Genomic DNA, 24,230 nt, shown 5'->3' on the forward strand with positions numbered 1-24,230 from the left:
GCGTGCCGCGTCTGGTGCTCTCCGGCCTGACCAAGGCCTATGGCGTGATCAAGGTGGTGGATGGCGTCGAGTTGACGCTGGAGGAAGGCGAATTCGTCTCCCTGCTCGGTCCGTCAGGCTGCGGCAAGACGACGACACTGCGCATGATCGCCGGCTTCGTCGACCCGACCGGCGGGACCATCTCGGTAGATGGCCAGGCGCTGTCCGCTCCCGGCGCGGTGGTGCCGCCGGAACGCCGCGGCATGTCGATGATCTTCCAGTCCTATGCCATCTGGCCGAACATGACGGTGGCAGAGAACGTCGCCTTCGGCCTGAAACTGCGCAAACTGCCACGCGAGGAGGTGCAGCGCCGCGTCACCGAGATGCTCGACGTGGTGCAACTCGGCAAGCTCGCCCATCGCTATCCGGCCGAACTCTCGGGCGGGCAGCAGCAGCGCGTCGCCCTGGCGCGTGCCATCGTGGTGAAGCCCTCGGTGCTGTTGCTCGATGAACCGCTGTCCAACCTCGACGCCAACCTCCGCGAGGAGATGCGCTTCGAGATACGCCGCCTGCACGACGAGTTCCGCATCACCACCGTTTATGTCACGCATGACCAGGGCGAGGCGATGGCGACCTCGGACCGCATCGCGGTGATGAATGCCGGGCGGATCGAACAGGTCGATGCGCCGCATCTGCTCTATACGCGTCCGCGCACCCGCTTCGTTGCCGGCTTCGTCGGGCGCACCAACCTGCTGGAAGCGCGCGTCGAGGACGGCGCGCTGCTGCTCGATGGCGTCAGCCTCGGCCCCGCATCCCAGGCCGGGCTGCCGGCCGATGCGCGGGGCTCGGTGCTGGTCTCGCTGCGCCCACAGGCCATGGCGATCCTCGCCGCGCCGCCGCCGGCCAGCGATGCCCTCGTGCTGAAGGCAGTCATCACCGAGCGCACCTATCTCGGTGAGGCCTGGGACTACGTGCTGCGGCCGGACGGCACGGGGCTGCATCTGCGCGCCGCCGCGCCACCGCTGGAAGCGCATGACGTCGGCGCCGCGGTGTGGCTGCGGATCGACCCGCGGCAGGTCGCGGTGGTGGAATAGCCCACCGCGTCAATGCATGGGCAGCGACAGCGGGCTGATCTCATCCCCGCTGCGGCCGCGATAGTCACGCCCGCGCGCATCACGCAGCATCTTCGCTTGGCTCTCCGCCAGGATGCCGGCCGCCTCCGCGACGTCGAGCCGCGTCGGCCCGCCATCGGCGAAGACTGTCTCGCCGCCCACCATCACGCGCTTCACCGCACGGTCGGCGGCGTGGAAGACCAGCGCGCGCAGCGGGTCGCGCGGAGGCGACATCAGCGGATGCGCGAGGTCCACCAGCACCACATCCGCCGCGGCGCCCTTCTCCAGCCGCCCGAGATCCGGCCGCCCCAGCGCCGCCGCCCCGCCCGCAGTCGCGGCATGGAAGACGCTGCCGGTATCGGCCGCCGCCACGTCGCGCACCGCATTGCGCGCCAGGATGATGGCGAGCCGCATTTCCTCGATCAGGTTGTGCGGCGCGCAATCGGTGCCGAAGCCCATGTTCACGCCGCGCGCGCGATACTTACCGAAATGCTTGAGGTGTTCGCCATAGCGCGCGAAGGGCGACGGGCAATGCGCCACCGTCGCGCCGTGTTCGGCGACCAGGCCGATATCCGTCGCGGTGTGCCAGCCGATCGAGCTGTGCTCATCGACGAAGATGGCATGGCCGAGGATGCTGCGCGGCGTCAGCAGCCCGATCGAGGCCGCCCATTGGATCGGTGTGATGCCATGGCGGCGGATCATCTCGCGCACCTCGACGACGGCCTGCGCGATATGGGTGGTGAAGGGGCGGCCGGTCTCGCCGGCGAAGGCGATGCTCTCGCGCAGCATGTCCTCCTCCACTGTGTCGATCTGGGCGGGGAAGACGATGCCGTGCAGCCGGCCGGAGGGGTCGGCGTCCGCCTCCTTCATCACGCGCTTGGCGGCGTCGAACTGGGTGCGGGCATTCTCGCGGTTCCACATCCAGGTGACGGTCTGCGGCGCCGACATGCCCCAATGCGCCGCGGCATAGCCCGGGCCGGCCCAGACGCGCAGGCCGCTGTCGCGCATGATGCCGAGCCAGTCGGGAAAGGGCGGCGAGAGGTCCACCACCGAGGTCACGCCGGCCGACATCAGCTCGGCATAGGCGAGGCGCATCGCCGCCGCCTGGCCCGCCTGGTCGAGGCGGAAAGCCTGCAGGCGCTCGAACAGCCCGGACATCTGCTGTTCCGGCACGCCATGGTCCTCCCGCACGCCGCGCGCGGATGGTTCCGTCGTCGGGTGGGTGTGGATGTTCACCAGGCCCGGCATGACCAGCAGGCGCCTTCCATCCACCACCTCGGCGCCGGGTGGCACTGGCGCATCGGGGTCGTGACGCGCGATGGCGGCGACGCGCCCGCCATCCAGCAGCACGTCCATGCCGCGCGCATAGGCATGGCGGCGCGCCGGCGCGTCCCACACCACCGCCCAGTCGGCATCACGGATCAGCACGGGTGCAGGCATGGCAGCGGTCCTTCAGCGGCTGCGGTTGGCGTAATCCCAGGTGGTGAAGGTGAAATCCTGCTGCGCGCGCGCCCGCAGATGGCAGGTGAAGCAGGCGTTGAGCGGACCTTCCACCGGCGCGCCGGTAGCCGGATTGAAGCGGGCATATTCCCATTCGCCATTGCGCAGCTCCGGGCCGTAGCCCTCACCCCACCCACGTTCCTTCTGCTGCGCGGCGATGGCGATGAAGGCAGGTTCGGGGATCATGCGGCCATTGGCGTCGAGCAGAGGATTGCCCTGCCCGTCCAGCCGCGCGCGCTGGTCGGCCATGATCACGAGCGTGCCGTAGGGCATCGGCGCGCTGGGGCTCAGCGCGGCGTAGGCCTCGGGGTTGATGTAAATGTTGCGGATGATCTTGCGGGTCGGATTGTCCACCGTGCTGTAGCGGATGAAGCGCTGCTGCCAGTCGGCCGGCAACTGGATGTTCTGCGGGCCGGTGGCGTAGGGTCGCTGCTGGGCGATCGCGGCGGTGGCGAGCACCCCGGTCAGCAGCGCGGCCGTCAGGATGGCGGTGCGGGTCATGGCGTTTCTCCCTCTCCCGGACGCCATCCGGCCCGTTTCGGCGCCGGTATGCAAGGGTTTCGGCAGCCATCGCCCGCGGCCGGCGCAGCGTCTATCCTGCGCACCGGAGGAGAACGCATCGCATGACCGGGGACCTGCTGCTCGCCCTCGACCAGGGCACCACCAGCACGCGCGCCATCGCCTTCGACGCCGCGCTGCGCCCGCTCGCCACCGCGCAGGAGGAGTTGCCGCAGCATTTCCCGGCACCCGGCTGGGTCGAGCACGAGCCGGAGGACATCTGGAACGCCAGCCTGGCGACGCTGCGCGGTGCGCTGTCGGCGGCCGGCGGCGACCCGCGCCGGATCGGCGGCATCGGCATCACCAACCAGCGTGAGACGACGCTGTTGTGGGACCGCGCCACCGGGCGTTGCCTGCACCGCGCCATCGTCTGGCAAGACCGCCGCACCGCCGAACATTGCGCGCGGCTGCGCGCCGAGGGTGCCGAGGCGTTGCTGCGCGAGCGCACCGGCCTGTTGGCCGATCCGTACTTCTCCGCCACCAAGCTCGCCTGGTTGCTCGACCATGTGCCGGGCGCGCGCGCCGCGGCCGAACGCGCCAGCCTCGCCTTCGGCACGGTGGATTGCTTCCTGATCTGGCGGCTGACCGGTGGGCGCGTGCATGCGACCGATGCGACCAATGCGGCGCGCACGCTCTTGTTCGACATCCGCCGCGGCGACTGGGATGACGAGCTGCTGCGGCTGTTCCGCATCCCGCGCAGTGTGCTGCCGGAGGTGCGCGATTGCGCCGCCGAATTCGGCATGGCCGACGCGGTGCATCTCGGCGTCGCGGTGCCGATCCGTGGTGTCGCCGGCGACCAGCAGGCGGCGACGGTCGGGCAGGGCTGCTTCGAGCCCGGCATGGTGAAATCCACCTACGGCACCGGCTGCTTCGCGCTGCTGAATACGGGGGAGACGCCGGTCGCGTCCGGTGCGCGCCTGCTGACCACCATCGCCTATCAGCTTGGCGGACGGCGCACCTATGCGCTGGAAGGGGCAATCTTCGTCGCCGGCGCGGCGGTGCAGTGGCTGCGCGACGGGCTTGGCATCATCGCCACCGCGGCCGAGGCGGGCGTGCTCGCTGCCCAGGCCGACCCGGCGCAGGAGGTGGTGCTGGTGCCCGCCTTCACCGGCCTCGGCGCGCCGCATTGGGATGCCGAGGCGCGCGCGGCGATCTTCGGCCTGACGCGTGGCGCGGGGCGGGCGGAGCTGTGCCGCGCCGCGCTGGAAGCCGTCGCCTTCCAGACGCGCGACCTGGTGGATGCGATGCGCGCCGACTGGCCCGGCCACTCGGCCACGGTGCTGCGCGTCGATGGCGGCATGGTCGCCTCGGATTGGACGATGCAGTTCCTCGCCGACCTGCTCGGCGCGCCGGTGGACCGGCCGGCGGTGCGCGAGACGACGGCACTCGGTGCAGCCTATCTCGCAGGCTTGCAGGCGGGGCTGTGCCCGGCGCCGGGTGCCTCGGGGGCGACGCATTGGCGGCTGGAACGCCGTTTCGTTCCCGCCATGGCGCGGGAGGAAGCAGCGCGCCGCCACGCGATCTGGCAGGATGCGGTGCGCCGCACCCTGACGCACTGACCGGAAGGATCATGATGGCCGAGGCCTGGTTGCTGTTCGAACTTGCCGGCTATGCCGCGCTGCTGCTGTGGGGGCTGCACATGGTGCAGAGCGGCATCATGCGGGCCTATGGCAGCCGGCTGCGGCAACGGCTCGGCGTCGGCCTCGCCAATCGCCGTCGCGGCTTCGCGGCCGGGCTCGGCGTGACAGCGCTGCTGCAGAGCAGCACGGCGACGGCCTTCATGGTCACGTCGTTCTGCGCCGGCGGGGCGGTGGCGCTGGTGCCGGGGCTGGCGGCGATGCTTGGCGCCAATGTCGGCACGGCGCTGATCGTGCAGGTGCTGTCCTTCGATGTCTCGGCACTGTCACCGTTGCTGATCCTGGTGGGCGTCGTCGCCTTCCGCAGCAGCGAGCATACGCGCCGGCGCGACCTCGGCCGTGCGAGCATCGGGCTCGGGCTGATGCTGCTGGCGTTGCACATGATGGTCGCCGTCATGGCGCCGGTGGAGACATCGCCTGCCCTGCGCGCGGTGCTCTCGGCGGTGGCGGACATGCCGCTGCCGAACCTGCTGATCGCTGCCATCATCGCCTGGGCGATGCATGCCTCGGTGGCGGCGGTGTTGTTCGTCGCCTCCCTGCATGCCGCCGGCGTGATCGGGCCGGAGGCGGCGCTCGCCATGGTGGTCGGCGCCAATATCGGTAGCGCGGTCAATCCGTTGCTGGAAGGCGACCGCAGCGAATGGGCGCGCATGCGCGTGCCGATCGGCAATCTGGTGAACCGGGTGGTTGGCGGCATTCTGGTGCTGGCTGCGCTGCCCTGGGTCACCGAGGTGATGGTACGGCTCGATCCCTCGCCGGCGCGGTTCGTCGCCAATGCGCATCTCGCCTTCAACGTCGTGCTGGCGCTGGCCGCGCTGCCGCTGCTGCCCGCCTTCGCGCGGCTGCTGGAACGCATGCTGCCGGAGGCCGGCAGCACGGGCGACCCGGCGGCGCCGCGCTATCTGGACGCGTCGGCGCTGCAATCGCCGCCGGTCGCCTTGGCCAATGCGGAACGCGAGGCGCTGCGCCAGGCCGATGCGCTGGAGGAAATGCTGCGCGCCATCGCCACAGGCTTCCGCACCGAGGATCGCGACCTCGGCAAACGCGTCGCCCGGTTGAATGAGGTGGTGGACCGGCTGAACCGCGCCGTGCAGGTCTACCTGGCTGGCCTGAGCACGGATCTGCTGGGGCAGGAGGAACAGCGCCGCGTCGCCGAGATCCGCGCCTTTGCACTGCATCTTGAAAGCGCGGGCGACGTGCTCGATCGCAGCCTGGCGCGCGTCGCCGCGAAATGGGCGAAGGAAGGCGTACGGCTGGATGACGGCATGATGGATGCCATACAATCGATGCATGCGCGCGGGCTGGAACAGCTGCAACTCGCCATCGCCGCCTTCATGCGCGAAGACGTCGCCGCCGCGCGTCAATTGATCGAGGAGAAGGAGCGTATGCGCATCGAGGAGGCCGAGGTGGCGCACTGCTTCTCACTGGCGACAGAACCCGGCGCCATCGCGACCCAGGGCGTGTTGCTGGAGGTGGTGCGCGACCTCAAGCGCGTCGGCGGCCATCTCGCGGCGACGGCGCATCCGCTGCTGGAACGCATCGGCGCGCTGCGGCCAAGCCGTCTGACCGATGCCGAGGATGGGCTTTCCCCGGCATGAGCGATTGGTTGGGCGCCCGGCGCATCATCAATGCCTATGGCACCAATACGCGGCTCGGCGGCGGGCTGATGGCGAAGGAGGTGACCGACGCCATGGCCGCCGCCGCGCGTGGCTGCGTCGAGATGCACGACATCCAGGCGGCCGCCTCGCGCGCCATCGTCGATGCCACTGGTGCGGAGGCGGGCATCGTCACCGCCGGTGCCGCCGCCGCGCTGATGCTCGGCGCCGCCGCCTGCATCGCGCGGCTCGACCCGGCCGTGATGAACCGGCTGCCGGACAGCGCCGACGTGGCGAACGAATTCATCGTCAGCCGCAGCCAGCGCAACATGTATGACCGCGCGCTGCGCATCGCCGGCGGCGTGATCGTCGAGGTCGGCATTCCCGATCGCCTCTCCGGCCCCGGCGTGCGCGATGCCAGCGCGGGTGAACTTGCCGAGGCGATCACGTCGCGCACGGCCGCGGTGTTCCACCTCGCCGGCGCGGCTGCCGAACCGTCGCTGTCCGAGGTGGTGCGCGTCGCCCGGGCGCGCGGCGTGCCCGTGCTGGTCGATGCCGCGGCGCAATTGCCGCCGGCGGAGAATCTGCATCGCTTCATCACCGAAGGGGCGGACCTCGTCTGCTTCTCGGGCGGCAAGGCGATCGGCGGGCCGCAGGCCTCGGGTATCCTGGCCGGTCGGGGCGACCTGGTGAGCAGCGCGCTGATTCAGATGCTGGATCTCGACCTGCCGGAATCGCAGTTCGTCGCGCCGATGGAATTCGCGCCGTTGAACCAGCTTCGCTACCTGCCGCATCACGGGATCGGCCGCGTCGCGAAGGTGGGGAAGGAGGAGATCGTCGGGCTGGTCACCGCGCTGCGGCGCTTCGTCGCGGAAGGCCAGGGGGCGCGAACGGCACGCTGGATGGCGCGGCTGGCGGCGCTGCAACCGGCCGTGCCGCGGGCCACGCTCACGCCGGATCGCGCGAAGCCCGGCCTGACGTTGCTGGAGATCGCCTTCGCCGATCGCGAGGCGGCCGAGCGCGCCGATGTTGCCTTGCGAATGCGCAATCCGCCGGTGCATCTCGATGCGTCCCGCATCCGCCGCGGCTTGCTGGCGGTGAACCCGATCGCCTTGGATGATGCCGACCTGCCGGCGCTGGCCGCCGCGCTGAAGGAATGCTGTGCATGAGTGACCTCTTCCTCGTCGGCAATGGGGCCGGCTTCTCCGGCGATCGCGTCGATGCGCCGATCCCGGTGGTGCGCACGCTGGTCAAGCGCGGCCTGCCGGCCGCGATGTTCTTCGAATGCCTGGCGGAGCGCACCATCGCGCTGGCACAGATCGAGAAGCGGCGCGATCCGGAAGCGGGCTACGAGCCGATGCTCGAACGGCTGCTGGAACCGATCCTGGTGAATTGCGCGCGGGCGGGGATCCCGATCCTCGGCAATTTCGGCGCGGCCAACCCGGTCGCGGCGGCGCGCTGCGTCGCGAGGCTGGCGCGGCGGCTCGGCATTCCCGACCTGCGCATCGGCGTGGTCACTGGCGATGATGTGTCGGGCAGCATCGACCTCGACAGCCTGATGCCGCATGAAGCGGATGCCGGGCTCGACATGTCGTCCTGGGCGCTCGTGTCGGCCAATGCCTATATCGGCGCCGCACCGCTCGCCGAGGCGCTGGCGCGGGGTGCGCAGGTCGTGGTCGCCGGGCGTACATCGGACCCGTCGCTGGCCATCGCGCCGCTGATGCATCACTTCGGTTGGGCCGAGAATGACTGGAACAATCTCGCCTTGGGTGCGGCCTGCGGGCATCTGCTGGAATGCGGCTCGCAGGTGACCGGCGGCGTGTTCTGGGATCCCGGCTTCAAGGACATTCCCGACCCGGCGAATATCGGCTTCCCGATCGCCGAGGTGTCGCGCGACGGCGGCCTGCTGGTGACCAAGGCCGAGGATACCGGCGGCGCGGTGGATTTGCGCAGCGTGAAGGAACAGTTGCTGTACGAATTGCACGACCCCGCCGCCTATCTGACGCCCGATGTCACCATGGACATCACTGGCGTGACGCTGGCGCCGGCGGGCGCCGACCGTGTTGCGTTGTCGGGCGTGCGTGGCCATGCGCGGCCGGACCGGCTGAAGGTGACGGCCTGCTATGAAGGGTCCTGGCTCGGCGAGGGCGAGGTCTCGGTCGCCGGGCCGAACAGCCTGGCGCGGGCGCGCGCGACGGCGGATGTGTTGTTGCAGCGGGTGAAGCAGCGCGGTCTCGGCCGACGCGCGCGGGCGGATCTGATCGGCATCAGCGCCGTGCATGATTCCGATGATGGCGCACTGTGGCGCTCCTATGACGGGCCGGAACCACCCGAGATCCGCATCCGCCTCGCCGTCGAAAGCGCGTCGCGCGACGATGCCGACCAGGCGGCGCGCGAGGCGTTGGCGATGCTGTGCTGCGGCACGGCGGGGACGTCCGGTGCGCGTTGGCGCGTGACGCCGCGCATCCTGACGCGGTCCTTCCTGGTGCCGCGCGCAATGGTGCCCACCGAGGTTCGCGTGCTGGAGGCGCGGTCATGGAATTGATCGAGGTGCCGCTGCACGCGGTCGCGCATTCCCGAGCGGGTGACAAGGGCAATCGCGGCAACATGTCGTTGATGCCTTACGACCCGGCGCTGTATCCGCTGCTGGCGGAGCAGGTGACGGAAGCGCGGGTGCTCGCGCTGTTCGCGCATCGCGGGGCGACGCGTTGCATGCGCTACGACCTGCCGCTGATGCACGCTTTCAACTTCGTCATCGACGACGTGCTGGAAGGCGGGGTGAACGGCTCGCTGAACCTGGATGGGCATGGCAAGAGCCTGTCCTTCAGGCTGCTTGGCCTGACCGTGCGGGTGCCGCCGTCTGCCGTCGCTCGGGCCTGATCACGGGGAACAGGATACCGTCATGGGCGACCTTTGCATCACCGACATCACCGTCCATCTGGTGAACTGGCCGCTGCGGATGAAGCGGCGCCACGGGGTCGGCGACATCGATGTTTCGATGCCCGGCGTCATTCTGCGCATCGACACCGATGGCGGCATCACCGGCTGGGGCGAGGCGGCACCCTGGGCGGTCTTCACCGGCACCGCGGAAGGCAATGCCACTGCGATCGCGCGATACCTCAGGCCGGTGCTGATCGGCGCCGACCCGATGCGGGTGGCGAGCCTGCTGCGCGCGATGGACAAGGCCGTCACTGGCCACACCGAGGCGAAGGCCGCGGTGGAGATGGCGCTGCTCGACATCACCGGCAAGCGGCTCGGCACGCCCGTCTGGCAGTTGCTCGGTGGCTGCCACCGGGCCCGCGTGCCGCTCAGCGTCTCGATCGCCAATCCGGATTTCGAGGAGGACCTCGACTTCGCGCGCGGCGTCATCGCCTCCCACGGCGTCAACATCTTCAAGGTGAAGACCGGCTTCACCTCGCATGCCGAGGATATGCGCCGGCTCTCGCGGCTGCGCGAGGTGCTGCCTGCCGACGCCGACATCCGCATCGACTACAATCAGGGTCTCGACCCCTGGGATGCCATCCGCCAACTGCGCGAGATGGAGAGCTTCAACCCCACCTTCATCGAGCAACCGGTCAAGCGCCACCAGCGCGCGGCGATGGCGGAGATTACGCGCGCGCTCGACACGCCGATCATGGCCGATGAAAGCGTCTTCGACCCGATCGATGCCATCGAGTTGGTGCGCGACCGCTTTGCCGACCTGGTCAGCGTGAAGATCATGAAGAGCGGCGGCATCTTCCGTGCGCGCGAGGTGGCAGGCATCGCCGAGGCGGCCGGCATCACCGCCTATGGCGGCACCATGTTCGAGGGCGGGCTCGCCATCGCCGCCGGGCTGCATCTGGTGGCGGCGACGCCGAACATCGCGCTGGGCGCGGAGTTCTACACCTCGACCTTCGTGATGGGCGTCGAGATCCTGCGCACCCCGATCCGCATCGAGGCCGGCGAGACGATCGTCCCCACCGGCCCGGGCCTCGGCGTCGAGGTGGATGAAGATGCGGTGCGGCGCATCAGCATCCCGCTCGCCGGCTGAGGGGACGCGGAGGGTTCACCCGCCGGCGACGCCCTGCGTCCCGACATAGAGGCTATACAGCGACTGCGCCGCGGCCATGAACAGCCGATTGCGGTGCCGTCCACCGAAGCAGAGATTCGCGCAGCGCTCCGGCAGATGGACATGCCCGATCGGCGCGCCGGCCTTGTTGTAGATGCGCACGCCATCGAAGGCGGCCGTCATGCCCCAGCCGCACCACAGATTGCCGTCGATGTCGACGCGGAAGCCGTCCGGCGTCTCGCCGGGCTGGCACGCGACGAAGGTGCCGCGGCGGCGCAGCGTCGCGCCATTCACGTCATAGGCGAGGATGTTGCGCGGTTCGGATCGGCTCTCGATGATATAGAGAATGCTCTCATCTGGGCTGAAGGCGAGGCCGTTCGGATGGTCGATGTCATCGGCGACGCAGGTGATCTCGCCGCTCTGGCCATCGATGCGATAGACATTGGTCGGCGGGAGTTCCGGCGTGTGCTTCTCGCCTTCATACCAACCGAGAATGCCGAAGGGCGGATCGGTGAACCAGACCGACCCGTCGGACTTCACCACCACATCATTCGGGCTGTTCAGCCGCTTGCCCTCGTAGCTGTCCGCGAGGACGGTGATCGACCCGTCATACTCGAAGCGCACCACGCGGCGGCCGAGATGCTCGCAGGCGATGATGCGGCCCTGGCGGTCGCGCGTATGGCCATTGGCGTTGTTGGATGGCTTGCGCCAGGCGGAGACGGCGCCCGTCTCCTCCTCCCATTTCAACACGCGGTTGTTGGGGATGTCGGACCACAGCAGGCAGCGCGCATCGCCAAGCCAGACTGGCCCCTCGCCCCAGCGCGTGCCGTGATACAGCCGCTCCACCGCAGACAGTGGCAGGTGATAGCGCTTGAAGGACAGGTCGAGCGCGACGATCGAGGGGTCGGGGTAGCGTTCGCTCGGCTGCCAGCGTGCGTCGTCGGTCATGGTGTGGTTTCCCCCTTCGTTACGCGTCGGGCCGCAGCATGGCCCGGCACGCCGCTCCACTCAACCTGCGGTATCAGATGGGTGGCCAAGCGGCCTTGGGCATGTGGTCCATCGCAGCGGTGTCGGGTTCGATGGCGGCGCCGAGGCCCTTGGCATCGACCACCGCGCCGAGTTCGAGCATGCCCTCGCGGATCGCCAGTCGCGGCCCATGCGGCGTGTCCGCATAGAGGTCGGGATAGGCTTCCATGAACCGCACCGCCTCGGCCTTCGGGCGGCCGGCAAAGCCATCGACGAAATGGTGCCCGTTGCGCTCGACATGCACGAGGCCCATGGCGCTGACCAACGCCAGGTCCTGCTGCACGCAGACGCCGGCGAGCGTCGTCAGATCCTCCGCGCTCATGAAGTAGCGCGGCTCGGCTTCCGTCGCATTCCACGCGCGACAGCGGGCGAGGTTCACCAACGACCGCCACACTCCCTTGCATGCCTTCGACGAAATGCCGGTGTAGCCGAGCGCCTTGGCCTGCACGAAGGCATCGAGCGGCCCGTCGCTTTCATCCACGATCACCGGCCGCGCGGCGGCGAGCGCGCCCATCGCACCGTCCAACGCGCGCGCCCGCTTCACCGGCTGTTCGATGAAGGCGATCGACGCATTCAGGCGGGCGAGGCGCGGTTCCGCCTGCATCGCCCGCCACAGCGCCAGCACGCCCTCGGCATCCTCATACTGTTCATTGCCGTCGAGCGAGACGTGATAGCCGTGCAGCCGGTCGAGCACCGAGGCGATGCGGCACAGCCGGTCCACATCCGCCGCGACATTGCCGCCGACCTTGAGCTTCCACCAACTGTGGCGATAGGTGGCGACGACCTCTTCGACCGTCTCCGGCAGACCATCATTGACCCGCTCGACCTGGTCGGCGGCGGTGATCGGATCCACCAGCCCGACCGTGTGGCGCGCATGCATCCGCCGCGCCGGCGTCAACGACGCCAGCATCGCGCCGAGATCATACCCGGCGAGATCCGGCACCACCGCATGCGCTGCCATGCCGCCGATATTGGCGCGCAGCCCTGCGGCGAAGGAAATCCCTTTCGCCTTCAGTAACGCGTCCAACATCGCGCGGTCGAGCAGCGCACGGCCATAGGCGGAGACGAGCGGGTTCAGCCCCTCGGCACCGCAGGCGGCGACATGCGCGGCATAGGCATCCGCGTAATGCCCGAAGGCGGTATTGGCGCCGGCCGCCATCGTCGCGTCGCAGGCGATCTCCAACGCGCGGCGCAGCTGGTCCTCATTCTGCGCATCGGACCAGCGCGGGTCCTTGTCGAACCACTTCGCCGCCAGCGTCTCGGCCGCCACGCCCCACTGCTCGCGGCCGTCCTCCAGCACGATGCGCGCGCGGACCACCGCTTGGCGCCCCTGCGTCACAGTGATCACGCCGAAGCGGAACGGCATGCGCAGCTTGAACGGCCATTCGAAGCAGTGCGTCTCCAGCAACCGGAACCGGGGCGCGGTCATGCGATGGTCTCCTCCAGGGCGCGGAGATAGCCGATGGCGCGCGCCGCGCTGGTCGGCCCATCCGGCACATAGTCGAAGGGTTCGACCGCCGCGAAGCCGCTGTAGCCGGTGCGCTTCAACGCCGTGAGGATCGGCCCGAAGCGATCCGTCCCCTGTCCCGGCCCGCGCCTGTTGCGATCGTTGAAATGCACATGCGCGATCGCGCCGGTCGGGATGAAGCGCTCGAGTAGCGCGACGACACTCTCACTCTCGCCATTCCCAGCCGAACAGGTGTCGAGCATCGTCCGCAGCGCCGGATTGCCGATGCGCTCGACCACCGCTGCGCCGTCGGCAACGCTAGTGCACCAGTTGGTCTGACCCGGATCGAGCGGTTCGACGCAGTATGTGACACCATGCCGCGCAGCGGCCTCACCCGCCTTCGCCATCGCTTCCTCGGCGCGGGCCGCATCGCCGTCAGCCTCCACGCGCCGCTGGCCCGGCGAGCCGTGCACCAGCAGCGTCGCGCCAAGATCGGCGGCGAGACCCACCAGCCGCTCCATGACATCGAGCGTCGTGGCGCGCCGCGTGGGATCGGCACTGGTGATCGACAACCCAGCAGGCACGACCAGTAACCAGTGCAAGGAGGTGATCGCGGTGCCCGCCTCGCTTGCCGCCCGGCGCAGCGCCACGCGGCGCGAGGCCGGCAGCAGATGCGGCGCCTTGGCATCCAGCGTGAAGGGTGCGACTTCCAGCCCATCATAGCCGAGCGATGCCGCGAGGACGCATTGCGCCTCGAAGGGCAGGTCGCGCACGACCTCGTTGCACAGGCTGATACGCATCACGCGAGTTCCTCCAACGCGACCACGCGCGCTTGCTGCGCGGAACGCCGCGCGGCATCCAAAATGCGACCTGGGGCGACCGCACCGGAACGCAGCCCGGCTTCCGGCGCACGCCGGCTGCGCAGCGCCTCGATGAAGGCGGCGAGTTCGGCGGCGACGACCTCGACCGGATCCGCCGCCGGGATCGCGACATCCTCGCGCGCCGCGTGCCGCGGCAGCCAGGCACCATTCTCACCCGGCACATGCGTGCCACGACGCAGTGCGAAACTCTCGGCGGCGAAATCCACCTCGGCCAACGCGTCATGCCCTGCGACCAGGACCTCCTTGCGCGTCTCCGCACCCGGCACCACCGCATCGGGCCAGCGGCCGGGCAGCACGCAGCCGGCCTCGATCATCGCCGTCAGGCCGGAGGGAAACATCATCTGGATCACCGCCAGATCCTCACGCCCACGCCGCAGCGGGTCGGACAGCGTGGCGAAGATGCGATGCGGTGCCTCGCCGGCGATCCACGGTAGCAGGTCGGCGAAATGCACCGCGTCATTCAGCAGCGCGCCGGAATCGCCGCGCGCGCGCTTCAGGCCGGAGAACCGCGCCGCCAGGTAATGCAGCGCGCCGAACTCGCCCGCCGCCACCATGCGCCGCAGTGCGATCGCCTTCGGATGGAAGCGGAAATACAGCCCGACCTGCGCGATGCAGCCCATCTGCCCGGCAAGGTCGGCGAGGGCCGCCGCCTCGGCCGCCGTCTCCGTCGCAGGCTTCTCCAGGAACAGGTCGCGCCCGGCCCGCAGCACGGTCGTCGCCACCGGCACATGCGTCGGCACCGGCGTCACCACGATCGCCGCGTCGCAGGCATCGAGGCCGGCTTCGATGCTGGCGGCCACCGGCAGGCCGGTCGCGGTGGCAGTCGCCTCATCCGCATCGAAGGCCATCGCCGCGACGCCAAGCCGGCGCAAGGCTGCGAGATGGACGCGCCCAAAGGCGCCGCAGCCGATCAGCAGCAGGCGAGGATCGCTCATGGCGCGAAGTGGGCCGTCATCGCGCCTGCGCGTCAAGCACTTGACGCCCGCGTCACCGCATCGTCGCATCCGCCCATGCGTCCGATGACCGAGGCCGACCTGCCACGCGCCGCCGCCCTCTCCCGCCTGATCGGCTGGAACCAGGTGGAGCGCGACTGGTCGCTATTCCTGCGCGAGGGTGCGGCGCTGGCGATCGATGACGGGCAGGAGGCGCTCGTCGCGACGGCGGCCTTCATTCGGTATGGCGAGGATCTCGCCTGGATCTCGATGGTGCTGGTGCGGCCCGACCAGCGCCGGCGCGGCTACGCCACCGCGCTGATGCGCTGGGCCGTCGAGAGCCTGTGCGGCACAAGCTGCGCGGCGCTCGATGCCACACCGGCGGGCCAGCCGGTCTATCGCCAACTCGGCTTTCGCGAACTGTGGGGTTTTGCGCGCTGGTCACTGCCGCATCCCTTGCCGAGCGCGCCCGGTGTGCGCCGGCTGCGTGACAGCGATTGGCCGGCGGTGCTCGCGCTCGACACCGCCGCCTTCGGGGCGCCGCGTGCCGCGTTGCTGCACGATGTCGCGGCGCGGCTGCCGCAGGCCGCCTTCATCGCCGAGGATGGCAGCGGCTTTGCCATCGCCCGCGACGGAGCGCGTGGCCCGCAGATCGGCCCCGTCGTCGCGGCGGACGATATTACCGCGCGCGGGCTGATCGCCGCCGCGCGCAACGCGCTGCCCGGCTCGGCCGTGCTGGACCTGCCTAATGCGCGGCCGGGCCTCGCCGATTGGCTTTCCCGGCGTGGCGGCGAGGTGCTGCGGCCGTTCACGCGCATGGCGCTCGGGGACGACACGCCGGGCGAGCCGGCGCTGATCGCGGCCGTGGCCGGCCCGGAATTCGGCTGAAGTCCCTGGCTTGACGCCGCCGCCTGGGGCGCCGCACCATCGTCGGTAACTGACAGGTTACTGATCGACGACGCCGCGGCAAACGCGGCGCGGGAACGAAGGAAAGGTCGAAGACATGCTCCGCAGGCATCTTCTCGCTGCCACTGCCGCCAGTATCGCCGCCCCCGTCACGTTGCGCGCCCAGGGCGCTGCCTGGCGGCCGGATCGCCCGGTGACGATCATCGTCCCCTGGGCCGCCGGCGGTTCGACCGACCAGATGGCGCGCATCGTCGCCGCCGAGCTGGAAGCGCCGCTCGGCCAGCGCGTGGTGGTGGTGAACCAGCCCGGCGCCTCGGGTTCGATCGGCACACGCAACGCGCTGGAAGCGCCGAAGGATGGCCTGACCTGGGCCGCCGGCGCGGCCGTCGATGTCGGCTGCTACAAGGTGCTCGGCCTGCTCGACACCGCGCTGTCGGATTGGAACCTGTTCTTCGCCGTGGCCAATGTGAACGTGCTGGTCGCCAATCCGCAGGCCGGCTTCCGCGACTTTGGCGCGGCCTTCGAGGCGCTCAAGACGCGTGGCCAGGGCATCGGCGTCGCCACCGCGGGCGTCTCCTCCGCCGGGCACAACATGCTGGAGGCGCTGCGCGCCGCTTCGCCCGGCATGCAATACCGCCACGCCACCTATGACGGCGGCAACCCCGCCATGATCGCGACCGTGTCGGGCGAGACGCCGCTCGGTGCCATGCTGCTGGTCGAAGCCGCCGAGATGATCCGCGCCCGCCGGCTGATCCCGCTCGCCGTGCAGTCGGACAACCCGGTGACGCTCGCCGCCCAGGGCAGCAGCCCGGCCATCGAGATCCCGTCGGTGCGCCGCTGGGTGCCGAACATGCCCGCGCCGCTCAACTATTTCGGCATCTGGTCGCCCAAGGGCGTGCCGGAGCCGGTGGTGCAGACCATGACGACGATCTGGCGCGACACCATCGCCAACTCGCAGCGTCTGAAGGACTACGCCACGTCGCGCGCGGCGCTGTTCACGCCGCTCTATGGCCAGCAGGCTTATGACGAGGCGTGGAAGATGGTGCGCCAGACCGCCTGGCTGTATTTCGACGGCGGCAAGGCGCGGGTGAGCCCGGACACCGTCGGCATCGCGCGGCTTTGATGCCTCGGCCCGGCCTCCATCACGTGGCGCGCGCATGAGCGACGTGGACGCGGCCTCCCCCTTCGATGGGGAGAAGGCGCCCACCTCGCCGCGGGCCGATCTCATCACCGCGGCGGTGTTGTTCGCGCTCGGTGTCGCCATCGTGGCGCAGGCCTGGCAGATGCCGCGCTTCATCGAACAATCGGGCACCGGCCTGACGGCGCCGGGCATCGTGCCCGGCTTCTACGGTGCGGTGCTGTCGTTGCTTTCGGTGGCGCTCGGGTTGCGCGCGATCGGGCGTGGCGGCTGGGTGGTGCGTGGCGCCGCGACAGGCAATGCGGCCGATCGCCGGCAGCTCACCACGGCGGCGGCGCTCGGCCTGGTCTATGCCGGCGGCATGGTTGGCCGGGTGCCCTTCTGGCTCGCCTCCGCGCTCTTCGTCTTCGCCTTCACCTCCGCCTTCGAATGGGATCTGGGCAAGCAGGGCCGCGTGCGCCGCATCATCGAGGCCGCGCTGATCGGCATCGGCACGGGGGTGGCGGTGATGCTGGTCTTCGAGAAACTCTTTCTGCTGCGGCTGCCCTGATGGATGCCTTGAACAATCTGGCCGGCGGCTTCGCCCATGTGCTCGGCGGCGGCGCGATATTCCACGCCCTTTGGGCGACGCTGATCGGCATCATCATCGGCGCGCTGCCCGGCCTGACCGCGACGATGGGCGTCGCCCTGCTGACCACGCTGACCTTCGGCATGGGGCCGGACAAGGCCATGCTGGTGCTGATCTGCGTCTATGTCGGCGCCATCTATGGTGGGTCGCGCAGCGCGATCCTGCTGAATATACCGGGAACACCGGCCTCGGCGGCCTCGACGCTCGATGGCTTTCCGCTCGCACGACAGGGCCTCGCCGGGCGGGCGATGGGAATCTCCACCACCGGGTCGTGGTTCGGCACGCTGTTCGGCACGCTGATTCTCGCGCTCTTCGCGCCGTCCTTCGGGGAATTCGCGCTGCAGTTCGGCTCGTACGAAATGTTCTGGGTGGCGCTGTTCGGCATCGTCATCGCCGGGTCGCTGTCTGGTGGGGACGCGCTGAAGGGCTATATCGCCGGCTTCATCGGCCTGTTCGTCGCGACGATCGGGCAGGAGACCAACCACGCCTACCCACGCTTCGCCTTCGGCAATGGCGACCTCGCCGGCGGGCTTGGTCTGCTGCCCGTGCTGGTCGGCGTGTTCGGCGTGGCGGAGGTGCTGTCCGCCATGCGCGGCCCGGCGGTGAAAGCGGTGTCGAGCAAGATCGACAGCGTGATCCCGCGCATCCGCGATGTGACGCAGTACTGGAAGACCATCCTGCGCTCCGGTGCGCTCGGCACCTTCATCGGTGCCATGCCGGGCCTCGGCGAGGACATAGCCGCCTGGACCTCCTACGCCGCCGCCAAGCGCGCCAGCAAGGAGCGCGAGAAATACGGCAAGGGCAGCATCGAGGGCCTGATGGCCGCCGAGACCGGCGAGAGCGCCTGCGTCCCCGGCGCCATCATCCCGGTCCTTACGCTGGCCGTCCCCGGTTCCGCACCGGCGGCCGTGCTGATGGCGGCGATGATGATCCACGGCCTCAACCCCGGGCCGATGCTGGCAATCACCGCGCCGGAATTCATCTACCAGATCGTCGCCATGCTGGTGGTCGCCGACATGGTGAAGATGTTCTACGGCCTGGTGCTGGTGCGGCCGCTGCTGTGGATATTGCTGATCCCGCGCTCGCGGCTGATGCCGATTGTCTTCGTGCTGTGCACCGTCGGCGCCTTCGCCATCACCTCGCGGCTGTTCGACATCTGGGTGATGCTGGGCGCCGGGCTGCTCGGCTTCGTACTGCGGGAGTTTCGCTTCCCAATGGCGCCGCTGGTGCTCGGTATCGTGCTGGGGGATCTGCTCGACAAGAACCTGCTGCGCGGGCTGGTGCTGTCGGGTGGCGACCTCACGCCCTTCTTCACCCGGCCGATCAGCATGGGGCTCTGCGCGCTGACGCTGTTGGCGGCGGCTTGGTCGATCCCGGGGCTGAGCGGAATCTTCCGCCGCAAACGGGCGGTGGCCTGACGGCACGGCCCTTGCTTCTCCGGGTCCAACACCCGGAGAATCAGCATGAACCGTCGCAGCCTGTTGTTTGCCGCCGCATCGCTGGGCGTGGCGCCTGCCGTCCGCGCGCAGTCCCCCTGGCCGACGCGGCCGACCACCATCGTCGTGCCCTACGTGCCTGGCGGGCCGTCCGACATCCTGGCGCGCACCCTCGCCCAGCAGCTCAATGCGCGGCTTGGCCAACCCTTCGTGGTGGAGAACCGCACCGGCGCGAATGGCGCCGTCGCCGCGCAATATGTCGCGCGCCAGCCGGCGGACGGCGCGACCCTGTTTATTGCCGCCAGCGGAATCATGACCATCAATCCGCTGCTGCTCGCCCGCGCCGGTTATGACCCGATCGGCGACTTCACGCCCATCACCGTGGCAATCAGCGCGTCGAACCTGATGGTGGTGAACCCCTCCGTCCCCGCCAACAACCTGCAGGAGCTGATCGCCTGGCTGCGCGCCAATCCCGACAAGGCGTCCTACGGCAGTTCCGGCATCGGCTCCTCGGAGCATCTCGGCATGGAATTGTTCAAGCAGGTTACCGGCACCGAGATGACGCATGTGCCATATCCGGGCGGCGGCGCGGCGACGACCGATCTCGTCGGCGGCACCTTGCAGCTCGCGCTGCTCAACATGGCGACGGTGGTGCCGCAGGTGCAGGCCGGGCGGCTGCGCGCGATCGCCGTGGGCGGCCGCACCCGCCACCCGCTGCTGCCTGAGGTGCCGACGATGGTGGAAGCCGGTCTGCCCGATTTCACCTCGGGGTCGTGGCACAGCATCGTCGCGCCGCGCGGCATGGCCGAACCGCTCGCCACACGCATCCATGACGCGGTGACGGCGGCACTGCGCACGCCGGATGTCGCGCAGCGCCTGGCCGCCACCGGCTTCCTGGTGGAAGCCAGCAGCCGCGACGGGCTGACCACCACCATCGAGACCGAGACGGCGCGCTGGCGTGACGTGGTGCGCCGCGCTGGTCTGGCGGCCGGATAGCCGCCCCGCTCAGTCCGGCCGCACGCCGATCCGCGCCAGGCGATGCGCGGCCGGTGCATTCACCGCGTTTTCCGGCATCTCGCCGCGGGCGAGGGCGGCGATCTGCTGCACTGTGTCCATCGCCTGGTGCTCCATCGCCTCAGGCGTCATGCCGGCGATATGCGGTGCGGCGATCACATCCGGTCGCCGCGCGAGAAACGCCGATGGCCGCTGGTCCGCCGCGCGGCCGACATCCATCGCCGCACCGGAAAGCTGCCCGCTGTCGAGGGCGGCTTCCAGCGCGCGCTCATCCACCAACTCCCCGCGCGAGAGGTTGATGAAGCGCGCGCCACGCTTCATCCGCGCGAAGGCGGCTGCGTCGAACAGGTCGCGCGTCTCGGGGCTGGAGATGGCGAGGCAGACGACGATGTCCGCCTCGGCCAGCACATCGGCGAAGTCGCGCTTGGCGATGCGCGGATCCTCGACACTGGCATAAGGATCCGACACCAGCACGCGCATGCCCAGCGCGAGCGCCACCTCCGCCAGCCGCCGCGCGATCCGCCCATAGCCTACGATGCCGAGCGTCGCAGCGGAAAGCTGCAACCCCATCCTCCCCTGCGGCTCCTCGCCACGGCGATAGGCCTGGATATAGCCCGACAGGTCGCGCGCCAGGTCGACAATGAAGCCGATCCCGACTTCCGTGACGCTGTCGACGAAGCCGGGCGTGGCGCGCGTCACCAGCACGCCCGCCGCACTCGCCGCGGGCACGTCGATCGTGCTGATATCCACCGCGACGCGCAGGAAGGCGACAAGGTCCGGCGCGGCGGCAAACGTTTGCGCGTTGCCCGGTGTCGCGCGGTCGGCGACGATCGCCTGGCAGCCGCGCGCGGCCTCGGCCAGGGCGGCGCCGGTCAGTACCGTGGTGCCGGGATTGCGCACCACTTCGGCATGTTGCCGCAGGGCGGCGAGCGCGCGATCCCCGTAATAGCCGACGAACATTTCGGGCGTATGCGCCAGGAACACGCGCAGCATGGTGGCTTCCTCCGGTTTCTTGCCCGCGATGATGGCCCCGCGGCGTCAGCGGGTCGAGGGCATGCCCTGCACCTGCCACTCGCGCACCGCCTCGAGCGGCCAGACCAGCATCACGATGTTCAGCGCGAGGTTGTCGCGGATCACCCAGGCGGCGAGAAGCTCCATGCCGATCACGATGAGGATCGAGGCCAGCACCGGCAGCCGCGCGGCGAGGAAGAAGCCCACCAGCATCGCCACGCCATCGCCGAAGGAATTGATGATGCTGTCGCCATAATAGTCGAGCGAGGCGGTTACCTCGCGGTAGCGGTCGATGATGAGCGCCGTGTTCTCCAGCACCTCCCACCCGCCCTCCAGCAGCATCGCCACCACGGCACGCCAGGGCACGCTGACCCCCGGCAACAGCCAGCGCAGCACGGCGTAGAAGACGAAGCCATGCGCCAGGTGCGACAGCGTGTACCAGTCCATCATGTGCTGCGAATTGCCCGAGGACCACACATCGCCATGCCACAGGCTGACATAGCCGCAGGTGCAGATCGGCACGCGCCCCAGCGCGTATTCCGCGCCGGCGACGGCGGCGAGGATGCCGATGATCGCGGCCCAGGGCCACCAGCGCCGGTTCAAGCGCGCCACCGAGCCAGCATCATCATCGCGCCCCCCGCCAGAAGCCCCCAGAAGGCACCGCCGATGCCGAGGAAGGCAACACCCGATGCGGTGACGACGAAGCAGACCAGCGCCGCCTCGCGCCCCTGCGGCGCGTAGACCGCACCCAGCATCGCGCCGCCGAACGGCCCCAGCAGCGCGAGCCCCGCCACCGCCTGGATCAGCACCGGCGGCGCCGAGGCGACAAAGGCCGTCACCGCCCCCGCCAGCAGCCCGAACACGACATAGACCGCCCCCGCAACCACCGCCGCCACCCAGCGCCGCGCCGGGTCGGGCCCCGCGCCTTCCCCGGCGCACAGCGCCGCGGTGATCGCCGCGAGGTTCACCGCATGCCCGCCGAAGGGCGCGCCGACCAGGCTGAACAGCCCCGTCGTGGTGAACAGCGGCCCCGCTTCCGGCCGGTACCCGTTCGCCGACAGCACCGCGAGACCCGGGATGTTCTGCGAGGCCATGGTCACGATAAACAGCGGCAGCGCGATGCCGGTCAGCGCCGCGACCGAGAAGGCCGGCAGCACGAAGGCCGCCTGCGGCATCCAGCCGGCCATCGGCAGCGGCGCGACAGTCGCGATCACCGCGACCGCCACCAGCACCGCCGCCGGCACCGCCAGCAACCGGTTGATGCGTGCCATCACCGCCCAGGCCAGCACGATGCCGAGGCCTGCCACCGGCTGTTCCGCCACCGCGCGCACCGGCGCGAGGCACAGCGTGAACAGGATACCCGCCAGCATCGCATTGGCGAGCGGCGCCGGGATCGCCGCCACGGCACGCCCCAGCGGCTTCCACAGCCCGGCGAGGGTCAGCAGCGCGCCGCAGACCAGGAAGGCACCCACCGCCTCGGCGAAGCCGCCCGCCGGGGCCGCCGTCGCCGCCAGCAGCGCCGCCCCGGGCGTCGACCAGGCCACCGAGATCGGCAACCGCAGCCGCAGCGACAGCACGATGCCCGCCAGCCCCATCGCGACCGACAGCGCCATCAGCCCCGAAGCCGCCTGGGCCGGGCTTGCCCCGACCGCCACGAGCCCCTGCAAGACCACGGCGAAGGAGGAGGCAAACCCCACGAAGCCGGCGAGCAGCCCGGCCGAGACCGCCTGCATCAGCGTCGCCCCTTCGGCAGCGTGTCGAGCACCGCGGCCATGCGCGTCGCGACCTCGGGCGTCATCTGGCGAATGTCGCGCGCCAGCCGGTTGGCGAAGTCGGTCACCGCCGGGTCGAGTCCCGCCGTGTCGAGCACCACCCGTGGGTGTGATTGCCGCGCGAGCCGCGCCAGTTCCTCTGCGTCATCCCAGATCAATCCGAAATACTCGTTCACCTGATGCACCAGCCCGGCCGAGGGCCGGCCGCGTCTGCCGTGTTCCAGCGCGGAAAGATACGCCGCCGAGACCTGCAGCGCCGCCGCGAGGTCCTTCAGCGTGACGCCGCGCTGCTCGCGCAGCACCCGCAGCCTGGCGCCGAAGGGCGTCATGCGGGGCGTGGCCGGAGCGGGGAGGGGCGGCGCATCGGAAGCTTGTGGGCGATCCGGCCCCGGCTCGGCAAGGGCAGGGCTCGCCGGCGCCCGGCGATGTCGCTTTCGCTGAAACCGCGCCGGCCCGCGCCCCACCCAGCCACCCGGATGGCCGGGTGGGGGTGCTGCGGGCCTGCGCCGAGCAAACAATGGCGCGCGCTACGGCACCACGATGCGCATTGGCCGCGGCGCCGCCGCGATCGTCACCGGCAGGCAGCCGGCCGCGTCGCCATCGGCCTGGGCGGGGCAGCCGGCACCATCGAGCCGCACTTCCTGCCCAACCATGATGTCCACCCCGCGCAGCCGCGGCAGCAGGCCGAGCGGCAGGGCCGCGCCGTAGCGCATCGCCGCCACCACCCCCGCATCGCGGAACAGCGCGACGTGGAAGCCCTCCAGCCGCGGATCCGCCCCGGGCGCGAGCAGGAAACGCCCGGCATAGAGCCGCCCCTTGCTGACGATGACGCTCGCCGCATCCTCGACCCGCCCGTCGATCACCGCGCGGATCGGGGCGAAGCTGTAGCGCGGCATCTCGCGCAGGGTCTGCCAGACATAGGCGCCCTTGCCGATGGCGCGCTTGAGCGGGGTCGAGAGATTATGCACCACCGCCGCGTCGAAGCCGGCGCCGAGCATTTGCACGAACAGCAACTCCCGCCCATCGGCATGGCGCGCGAGTCCAGGATGCAGCAGCGCGGTGCGCCCCATCGCCAGTACCGCGGCCGCCTGCGCCGGCGCGCGCGGGATGCCGAGTTCCAGCGCCAGCACATTCGCGGTGCCGAGCGGCAGCACGCCGAGCGCGGTATCCGACCCGGCCAGGCCGTCGGCGACCTCGGCGATCGTGCCATCGCCACCGGCCGCCACCACGATGGGCACGCCACACCGTGCGGCATCGCGCGCAAGTTCGACGGCGTGGCCGCGGCGCGCGGTGTCCGCCACCTCCGGCCGCAGCCCGACGCCGCGCATCAGGTCGAGCGCGGCCAGGAGCCGGCGGCGACGGCGCGCCCCGGCGGCGGGATTGAAGACGATGAGCATGCGCGTCGGCATGAAGCGGGCTTCTGGCAGCGCGACGATGACGATTCGGCGTCGCTGCCGAGACCCTCGCATGACATGGCGCATTCGCAGCCGCTTCCGATGCACCCTTCATTCAAGATTCACGCGCGCATGCCGCATGGCACGGTATCGCCCGGCGCATCTGCAGCACGCCGCCGGGATTCGCGTGGAAACCCGGTGGCGCTCCGGAGACTG

General features: G+C 70.2%; 23 protein-coding genes. 12 read left to right on the forward strand and 11 right to left on the reverse strand.

The window, feature by feature from the left end; all coding sequences use genetic code 11:
• The first annotated feature begins 2 nt into the window (after window positions 1–2).
• Complete coding sequence (locus tag IEY36_RS25915; protein WP_188972411.1) at window positions 3–1,073, forward strand: ABC transporter ATP-binding protein; 1,071 nt, start codon at window positions 3–5, stop codon at window positions 1,071–1,073.
• A 9-nt stretch (window positions 1,074–1,082) separates the two neighbouring features.
• Here the strand turns inward: IEY36_RS25915 and IEY36_RS25920 are convergent, their stop codons facing one another.
• Window positions 1,083–2,531, reverse strand: a complete 1,449-nt coding sequence (locus IEY36_RS25920; RefSeq protein WP_188972414.1) for an amidohydrolase family protein — start codon at window positions 2,529–2,531, stop codon at window positions 1,083–1,085.
• A gap of 12 nt (window positions 2,532–2,543) precedes the next feature.
• Window positions 2,544–3,092, reverse strand: a complete 549-nt coding sequence (locus IEY36_RS25925) for a cytochrome P460 family protein (protein ID WP_188972416.1) — start codon at window positions 3,090–3,092, stop codon at window positions 2,544–2,546.
• A 122-nt stretch (window positions 3,093–3,214) separates the two neighbouring features.
• On the opposite strand from IEY36_RS25925, the gene glpK reads away from it, so the two are divergent.
• From glpK to IEY36_RS25955, 6 genes are read left to right on the forward strand one after another with little or no spacing between them, the layout of a single operon-like run.
• Complete coding sequence (gene glpK, locus IEY36_RS25930) at window positions 3,215–4,708, forward strand: glycerol kinase GlpK (protein WP_188972418.1); 1,494 nt, start codon at window positions 3,215–3,217, stop codon at window positions 4,706–4,708.
• 11 nt (window positions 4,709–4,719) lie between these two features.
• Entirely contained in the window at window positions 4,720–6,384 is a 1,665-nt protein-coding gene (locus tag IEY36_RS25935; RefSeq protein ID WP_229681579.1) for a Na/Pi cotransporter family protein, read from the forward strand.
• Window positions 6,381–7,550 (forward strand): DegT/DnrJ/EryC1/StrS family aminotransferase, encoded by a 1,170-nt coding sequence (locus tag IEY36_RS25940; RefSeq protein ID WP_188972420.1) that lies wholly within the window; start codon window positions 6,381–6,383, stop codon window positions 7,548–7,550. Before IEY36_RS25935 ends, IEY36_RS25940 begins: the two co-directional genes overlap by 4 nt.
• Entirely contained in the window at window positions 7,547–8,926 is a 1,380-nt protein-coding gene (locus IEY36_RS25945; RefSeq protein WP_188972422.1) for an acyclic terpene utilization AtuA family protein, read from the forward strand. The genes IEY36_RS25940 and IEY36_RS25945 overlap by 4 nt, the downstream gene beginning before the upstream one ends.
• Complete coding sequence (locus tag IEY36_RS25950; protein WP_188972424.1) at window positions 8,917–9,261, forward strand: AtuA-related protein; 345 nt, start codon at window positions 8,917–8,919, stop codon at window positions 9,259–9,261. Before IEY36_RS25945 ends, IEY36_RS25950 begins: the two co-directional genes overlap by 10 nt.
• Before the next feature lie 22 nt (window positions 9,262–9,283).
• Window positions 9,284–10,411: an enolase C-terminal domain-like protein gene (locus tag IEY36_RS25955; protein WP_188972425.1), complete on the forward strand. Its 1,128-nt coding sequence runs from the start codon at window positions 9,284–9,286 to the stop codon at window positions 10,409–10,411.
• Window positions 10,412–10,426: 15 nt separating this feature from the next.
• On the opposite strand, the gene IEY36_RS25960 is transcribed toward IEY36_RS25955, so the two are convergent.
• The 4 genes from IEY36_RS25960 to IEY36_RS25975 all read right to left on the reverse strand — a co-directional run bounded on the left by IEY36_RS25960 (window position 10,427) and on the right by IEY36_RS25975 (window position 14,718).
• On the reverse strand, window positions 10,427–11,377 hold the full coding sequence (locus IEY36_RS25960; protein WP_188972427.1) for an SMP-30/gluconolactonase/LRE family protein: 951 nt from the start codon (window positions 11,375–11,377) through the stop codon (window positions 10,427–10,429).
• 73 nt (window positions 11,378–11,450) lie between these two features.
• Complete coding sequence (locus IEY36_RS25965) at window positions 11,451–12,884, reverse strand: enolase-like domain-containing protein (protein WP_188972429.1); 1,434 nt, start codon at window positions 12,882–12,884, stop codon at window positions 11,451–11,453.
• Window positions 12,881–13,702 carry a sugar phosphate isomerase/epimerase family protein gene (locus IEY36_RS25970; RefSeq protein ID WP_188972431.1) on the reverse strand — a complete coding sequence of 274 codons (822 nt, stop codon included), beginning with the start codon at window positions 13,700–13,702 and terminating at the stop codon, window positions 12,881–12,883. Before IEY36_RS25970 ends, IEY36_RS25965 begins: the two co-directional genes overlap by 4 nt.
• Window positions 13,702–14,718 (reverse strand): Gfo/Idh/MocA family protein, encoded by a 1,017-nt coding sequence (locus IEY36_RS25975; RefSeq protein WP_188972433.1) that lies wholly within the window; start codon window positions 14,716–14,718, stop codon window positions 13,702–13,704. Before IEY36_RS25975 ends, IEY36_RS25970 begins: the two co-directional genes overlap by 1 nt.
• Before the next feature lie 75 nt (window positions 14,719–14,793).
• On the opposite strand from IEY36_RS25975, the gene IEY36_RS25980 reads away from it, so the two are divergent.
• From IEY36_RS25980 to IEY36_RS26000, 5 genes are all read left to right on the forward strand, one after another.
• Complete coding sequence (locus tag IEY36_RS25980) at window positions 14,794–15,603, forward strand: GNAT family N-acetyltransferase (RefSeq protein WP_188972435.1); 810 nt, start codon at window positions 14,794–14,796, stop codon at window positions 15,601–15,603.
• 115 nt (window positions 15,604–15,718) lie between these two features.
• Window positions 15,719–16,744 carry a tripartite tricarboxylate transporter substrate binding protein gene (locus tag IEY36_RS25985; RefSeq protein WP_188972437.1) on the forward strand — a complete coding sequence of 342 codons (1,026 nt, stop codon included), beginning with the start codon at window positions 15,719–15,721 and terminating at the stop codon, window positions 16,742–16,744.
• Window positions 16,745–16,778: 34 nt separating this feature from the next.
• Window positions 16,779–17,309, forward strand: coding sequence for a tripartite tricarboxylate transporter TctB family protein (locus IEY36_RS25990; RefSeq protein WP_188972439.1), 531 nt, complete (start codon window positions 16,779–16,781; stop codon window positions 17,307–17,309).
• Window positions 17,309–18,805 carry a tripartite tricarboxylate transporter permease gene (locus IEY36_RS25995; protein ID WP_188972441.1) on the forward strand — a complete coding sequence of 499 codons (1,497 nt, stop codon included), beginning with the start codon at window positions 17,309–17,311 and terminating at the stop codon, window positions 18,803–18,805. Before IEY36_RS25990 ends, IEY36_RS25995 begins: the two co-directional genes overlap by 1 nt.
• 45 nt (window positions 18,806–18,850) lie before the next feature.
• Window positions 18,851–19,819: a Bug family tripartite tricarboxylate transporter substrate binding protein gene (locus IEY36_RS26000; RefSeq protein ID WP_188972443.1), complete on the forward strand. Its 969-nt coding sequence runs from the start codon at window positions 18,851–18,853 to the stop codon at window positions 19,817–19,819.
• Window positions 19,820–19,828: 9 nt separating this feature from the next.
• On the opposite strand, the gene IEY36_RS26005 is transcribed toward IEY36_RS26000, so the two are convergent.
• From IEY36_RS26005 to IEY36_RS26025, 5 genes are all read right to left on the reverse strand, one after another.
• Window positions 19,829–20,830, reverse strand: a complete 1,002-nt coding sequence (locus tag IEY36_RS26005; protein ID WP_188972444.1) for an NAD(P)-dependent oxidoreductase — start codon at window positions 20,828–20,830, stop codon at window positions 19,829–19,831.
• Between the two features lie 45 nt (window positions 20,831–20,875).
• Window positions 20,876–21,460 (reverse strand): DUF2585 domain-containing protein, encoded by a 585-nt coding sequence (locus IEY36_RS26010; protein WP_188972446.1) that lies wholly within the window; start codon window positions 21,458–21,460, stop codon window positions 20,876–20,878.
• The gene (locus tag IEY36_RS26015; protein WP_188972448.1) at window positions 21,448–22,581 is read right to left on the reverse strand and encodes a benzoate/H(+) symporter BenE family transporter; all 1,134 of its coding nucleotides are present in this window, start codon (window positions 22,579–22,581) and stop codon (window positions 21,448–21,450) included. Before IEY36_RS26015 ends, IEY36_RS26010 begins: the two co-directional genes overlap by 13 nt.
• Window positions 22,581–22,949, reverse strand: a complete 369-nt coding sequence (locus IEY36_RS26020) for a helix-turn-helix domain-containing protein (RefSeq protein WP_188972451.1) — start codon at window positions 22,947–22,949, stop codon at window positions 22,581–22,583. The genes IEY36_RS26015 and IEY36_RS26020 overlap by 1 nt, the downstream gene beginning before the upstream one ends.
• Before the next feature lie 198 nt (window positions 22,950–23,147).
• Window positions 23,148–24,029, reverse strand: coding sequence for a diacylglycerol/lipid kinase family protein (locus tag IEY36_RS26025; protein ID WP_229681580.1), 882 nt, complete (start codon window positions 24,027–24,029; stop codon window positions 23,148–23,150).
• Window positions 24,030–24,230: the final 201 nt, after the last annotated feature.

The sequence above is a fragment of the Neoroseomonas lacus genome, assembly GCF_014644535.1.
In the GTDB taxonomy this organism is placed as follows: domain Bacteria; phylum Pseudomonadota; class Alphaproteobacteria; order Acetobacterales; family Acetobacteraceae; genus Neoroseomonas; species Neoroseomonas lacus.

Bases quoted from the DNA above. Each gene is read 5' to 3' on its own strand.
- IEY36_RS25920 (WP_188972414.1), bottom strand. From the start codon at position 2,531: ATGCCTGCACCCGTGCTGATCCGTGATGCCGACTGGGCGGTGGTGTGG.
- IEY36_RS25925 (WP_188972416.1), bottom strand. From the start codon at position 3,092: ATGACCCGCACCGCCATCCTGACGGCCGCGCTGCTGACCGGGGTGCTC.
- glpK (WP_188972418.1), top strand. From the start codon at position 3,215: ATGACCGGGGACCTGCTGCTCGCCCTCGACCAGGGCACCACCAGCACG.
- IEY36_RS25935 (WP_229681579.1), top strand. From the start codon at position 4,720: ATGATGGCCGAGGCCTGGTTGCTGTTCGAACTTGCCGGCTATGCCGCG.
- IEY36_RS25940 (WP_188972420.1), top strand. From the start codon at position 6,381: ATGAGCGATTGGTTGGGCGCCCGGCGCATCATCAATGCCTATGGCACC.
- IEY36_RS25945 (WP_188972422.1), top strand. From the start codon at position 7,547: ATGAGTGACCTCTTCCTCGTCGGCAATGGGGCCGGCTTCTCCGGCGAT.
- IEY36_RS25950 (WP_188972424.1), top strand. From the start codon at position 8,917: ATGGAATTGATCGAGGTGCCGCTGCACGCGGTCGCGCATTCCCGAGCG.
- IEY36_RS25955 (WP_188972425.1), top strand. From the start codon at position 9,284: ATGGGCGACCTTTGCATCACCGACATCACCGTCCATCTGGTGAACTGG.
- IEY36_RS25960 (WP_188972427.1), bottom strand. From the start codon at position 11,377: ATGACCGACGACGCACGCTGGCAGCCGAGCGAACGCTACCCCGACCCC.
- IEY36_RS25965 (WP_188972429.1), bottom strand. From the start codon at position 12,884: ATGACCGCGCCCCGGTTCCGGTTGCTGGAGACGCACTGCTTCGAATGG.
- IEY36_RS25970 (WP_188972431.1), bottom strand. From the start codon at position 13,702: ATGCGTATCAGCCTGTGCAACGAGGTCGTGCGCGACCTGCCCTTCGAG.
- IEY36_RS25975 (WP_188972433.1), bottom strand. From the start codon at position 14,718: ATGAGCGATCCTCGCCTGCTGCTGATCGGCTGCGGCGCCTTTGGGCGC.
- IEY36_RS25980 (WP_188972435.1), top strand. From the start codon at position 14,794: ATGCGTCCGATGACCGAGGCCGACCTGCCACGCGCCGCCGCCCTCTCC.
- IEY36_RS25985 (WP_188972437.1), top strand. From the start codon at position 15,719: ATGCTCCGCAGGCATCTTCTCGCTGCCACTGCCGCCAGTATCGCCGCC.
- IEY36_RS25990 (WP_188972439.1), top strand. From the start codon at position 16,779: ATGAGCGACGTGGACGCGGCCTCCCCCTTCGATGGGGAGAAGGCGCCC.
- IEY36_RS25995 (WP_188972441.1), top strand. From the start codon at position 17,309: ATGGATGCCTTGAACAATCTGGCCGGCGGCTTCGCCCATGTGCTCGGC.
- IEY36_RS26000 (WP_188972443.1), top strand. From the start codon at position 18,851: ATGAACCGTCGCAGCCTGTTGTTTGCCGCCGCATCGCTGGGCGTGGCG.
- IEY36_RS26005 (WP_188972444.1), bottom strand. From the start codon at position 20,830: ATGCTGCGCGTGTTCCTGGCGCATACGCCCGAAATGTTCGTCGGCTAT.
- IEY36_RS26015 (WP_188972448.1), bottom strand. From the start codon at position 22,581: ATGCAGGCGGTCTCGGCCGGGCTGCTCGCCGGCTTCGTGGGGTTTGCC.
- IEY36_RS26020 (WP_188972451.1), bottom strand. From the start codon at position 22,949: ATGACGCCCTTCGGCGCCAGGCTGCGGGTGCTGCGCGAGCAGCGCGGC.
- IEY36_RS26025 (WP_229681580.1), bottom strand. From the start codon at position 24,029: ATGCCGACGCGCATGCTCATCGTCTTCAATCCCGCCGCCGGGGCGCGC.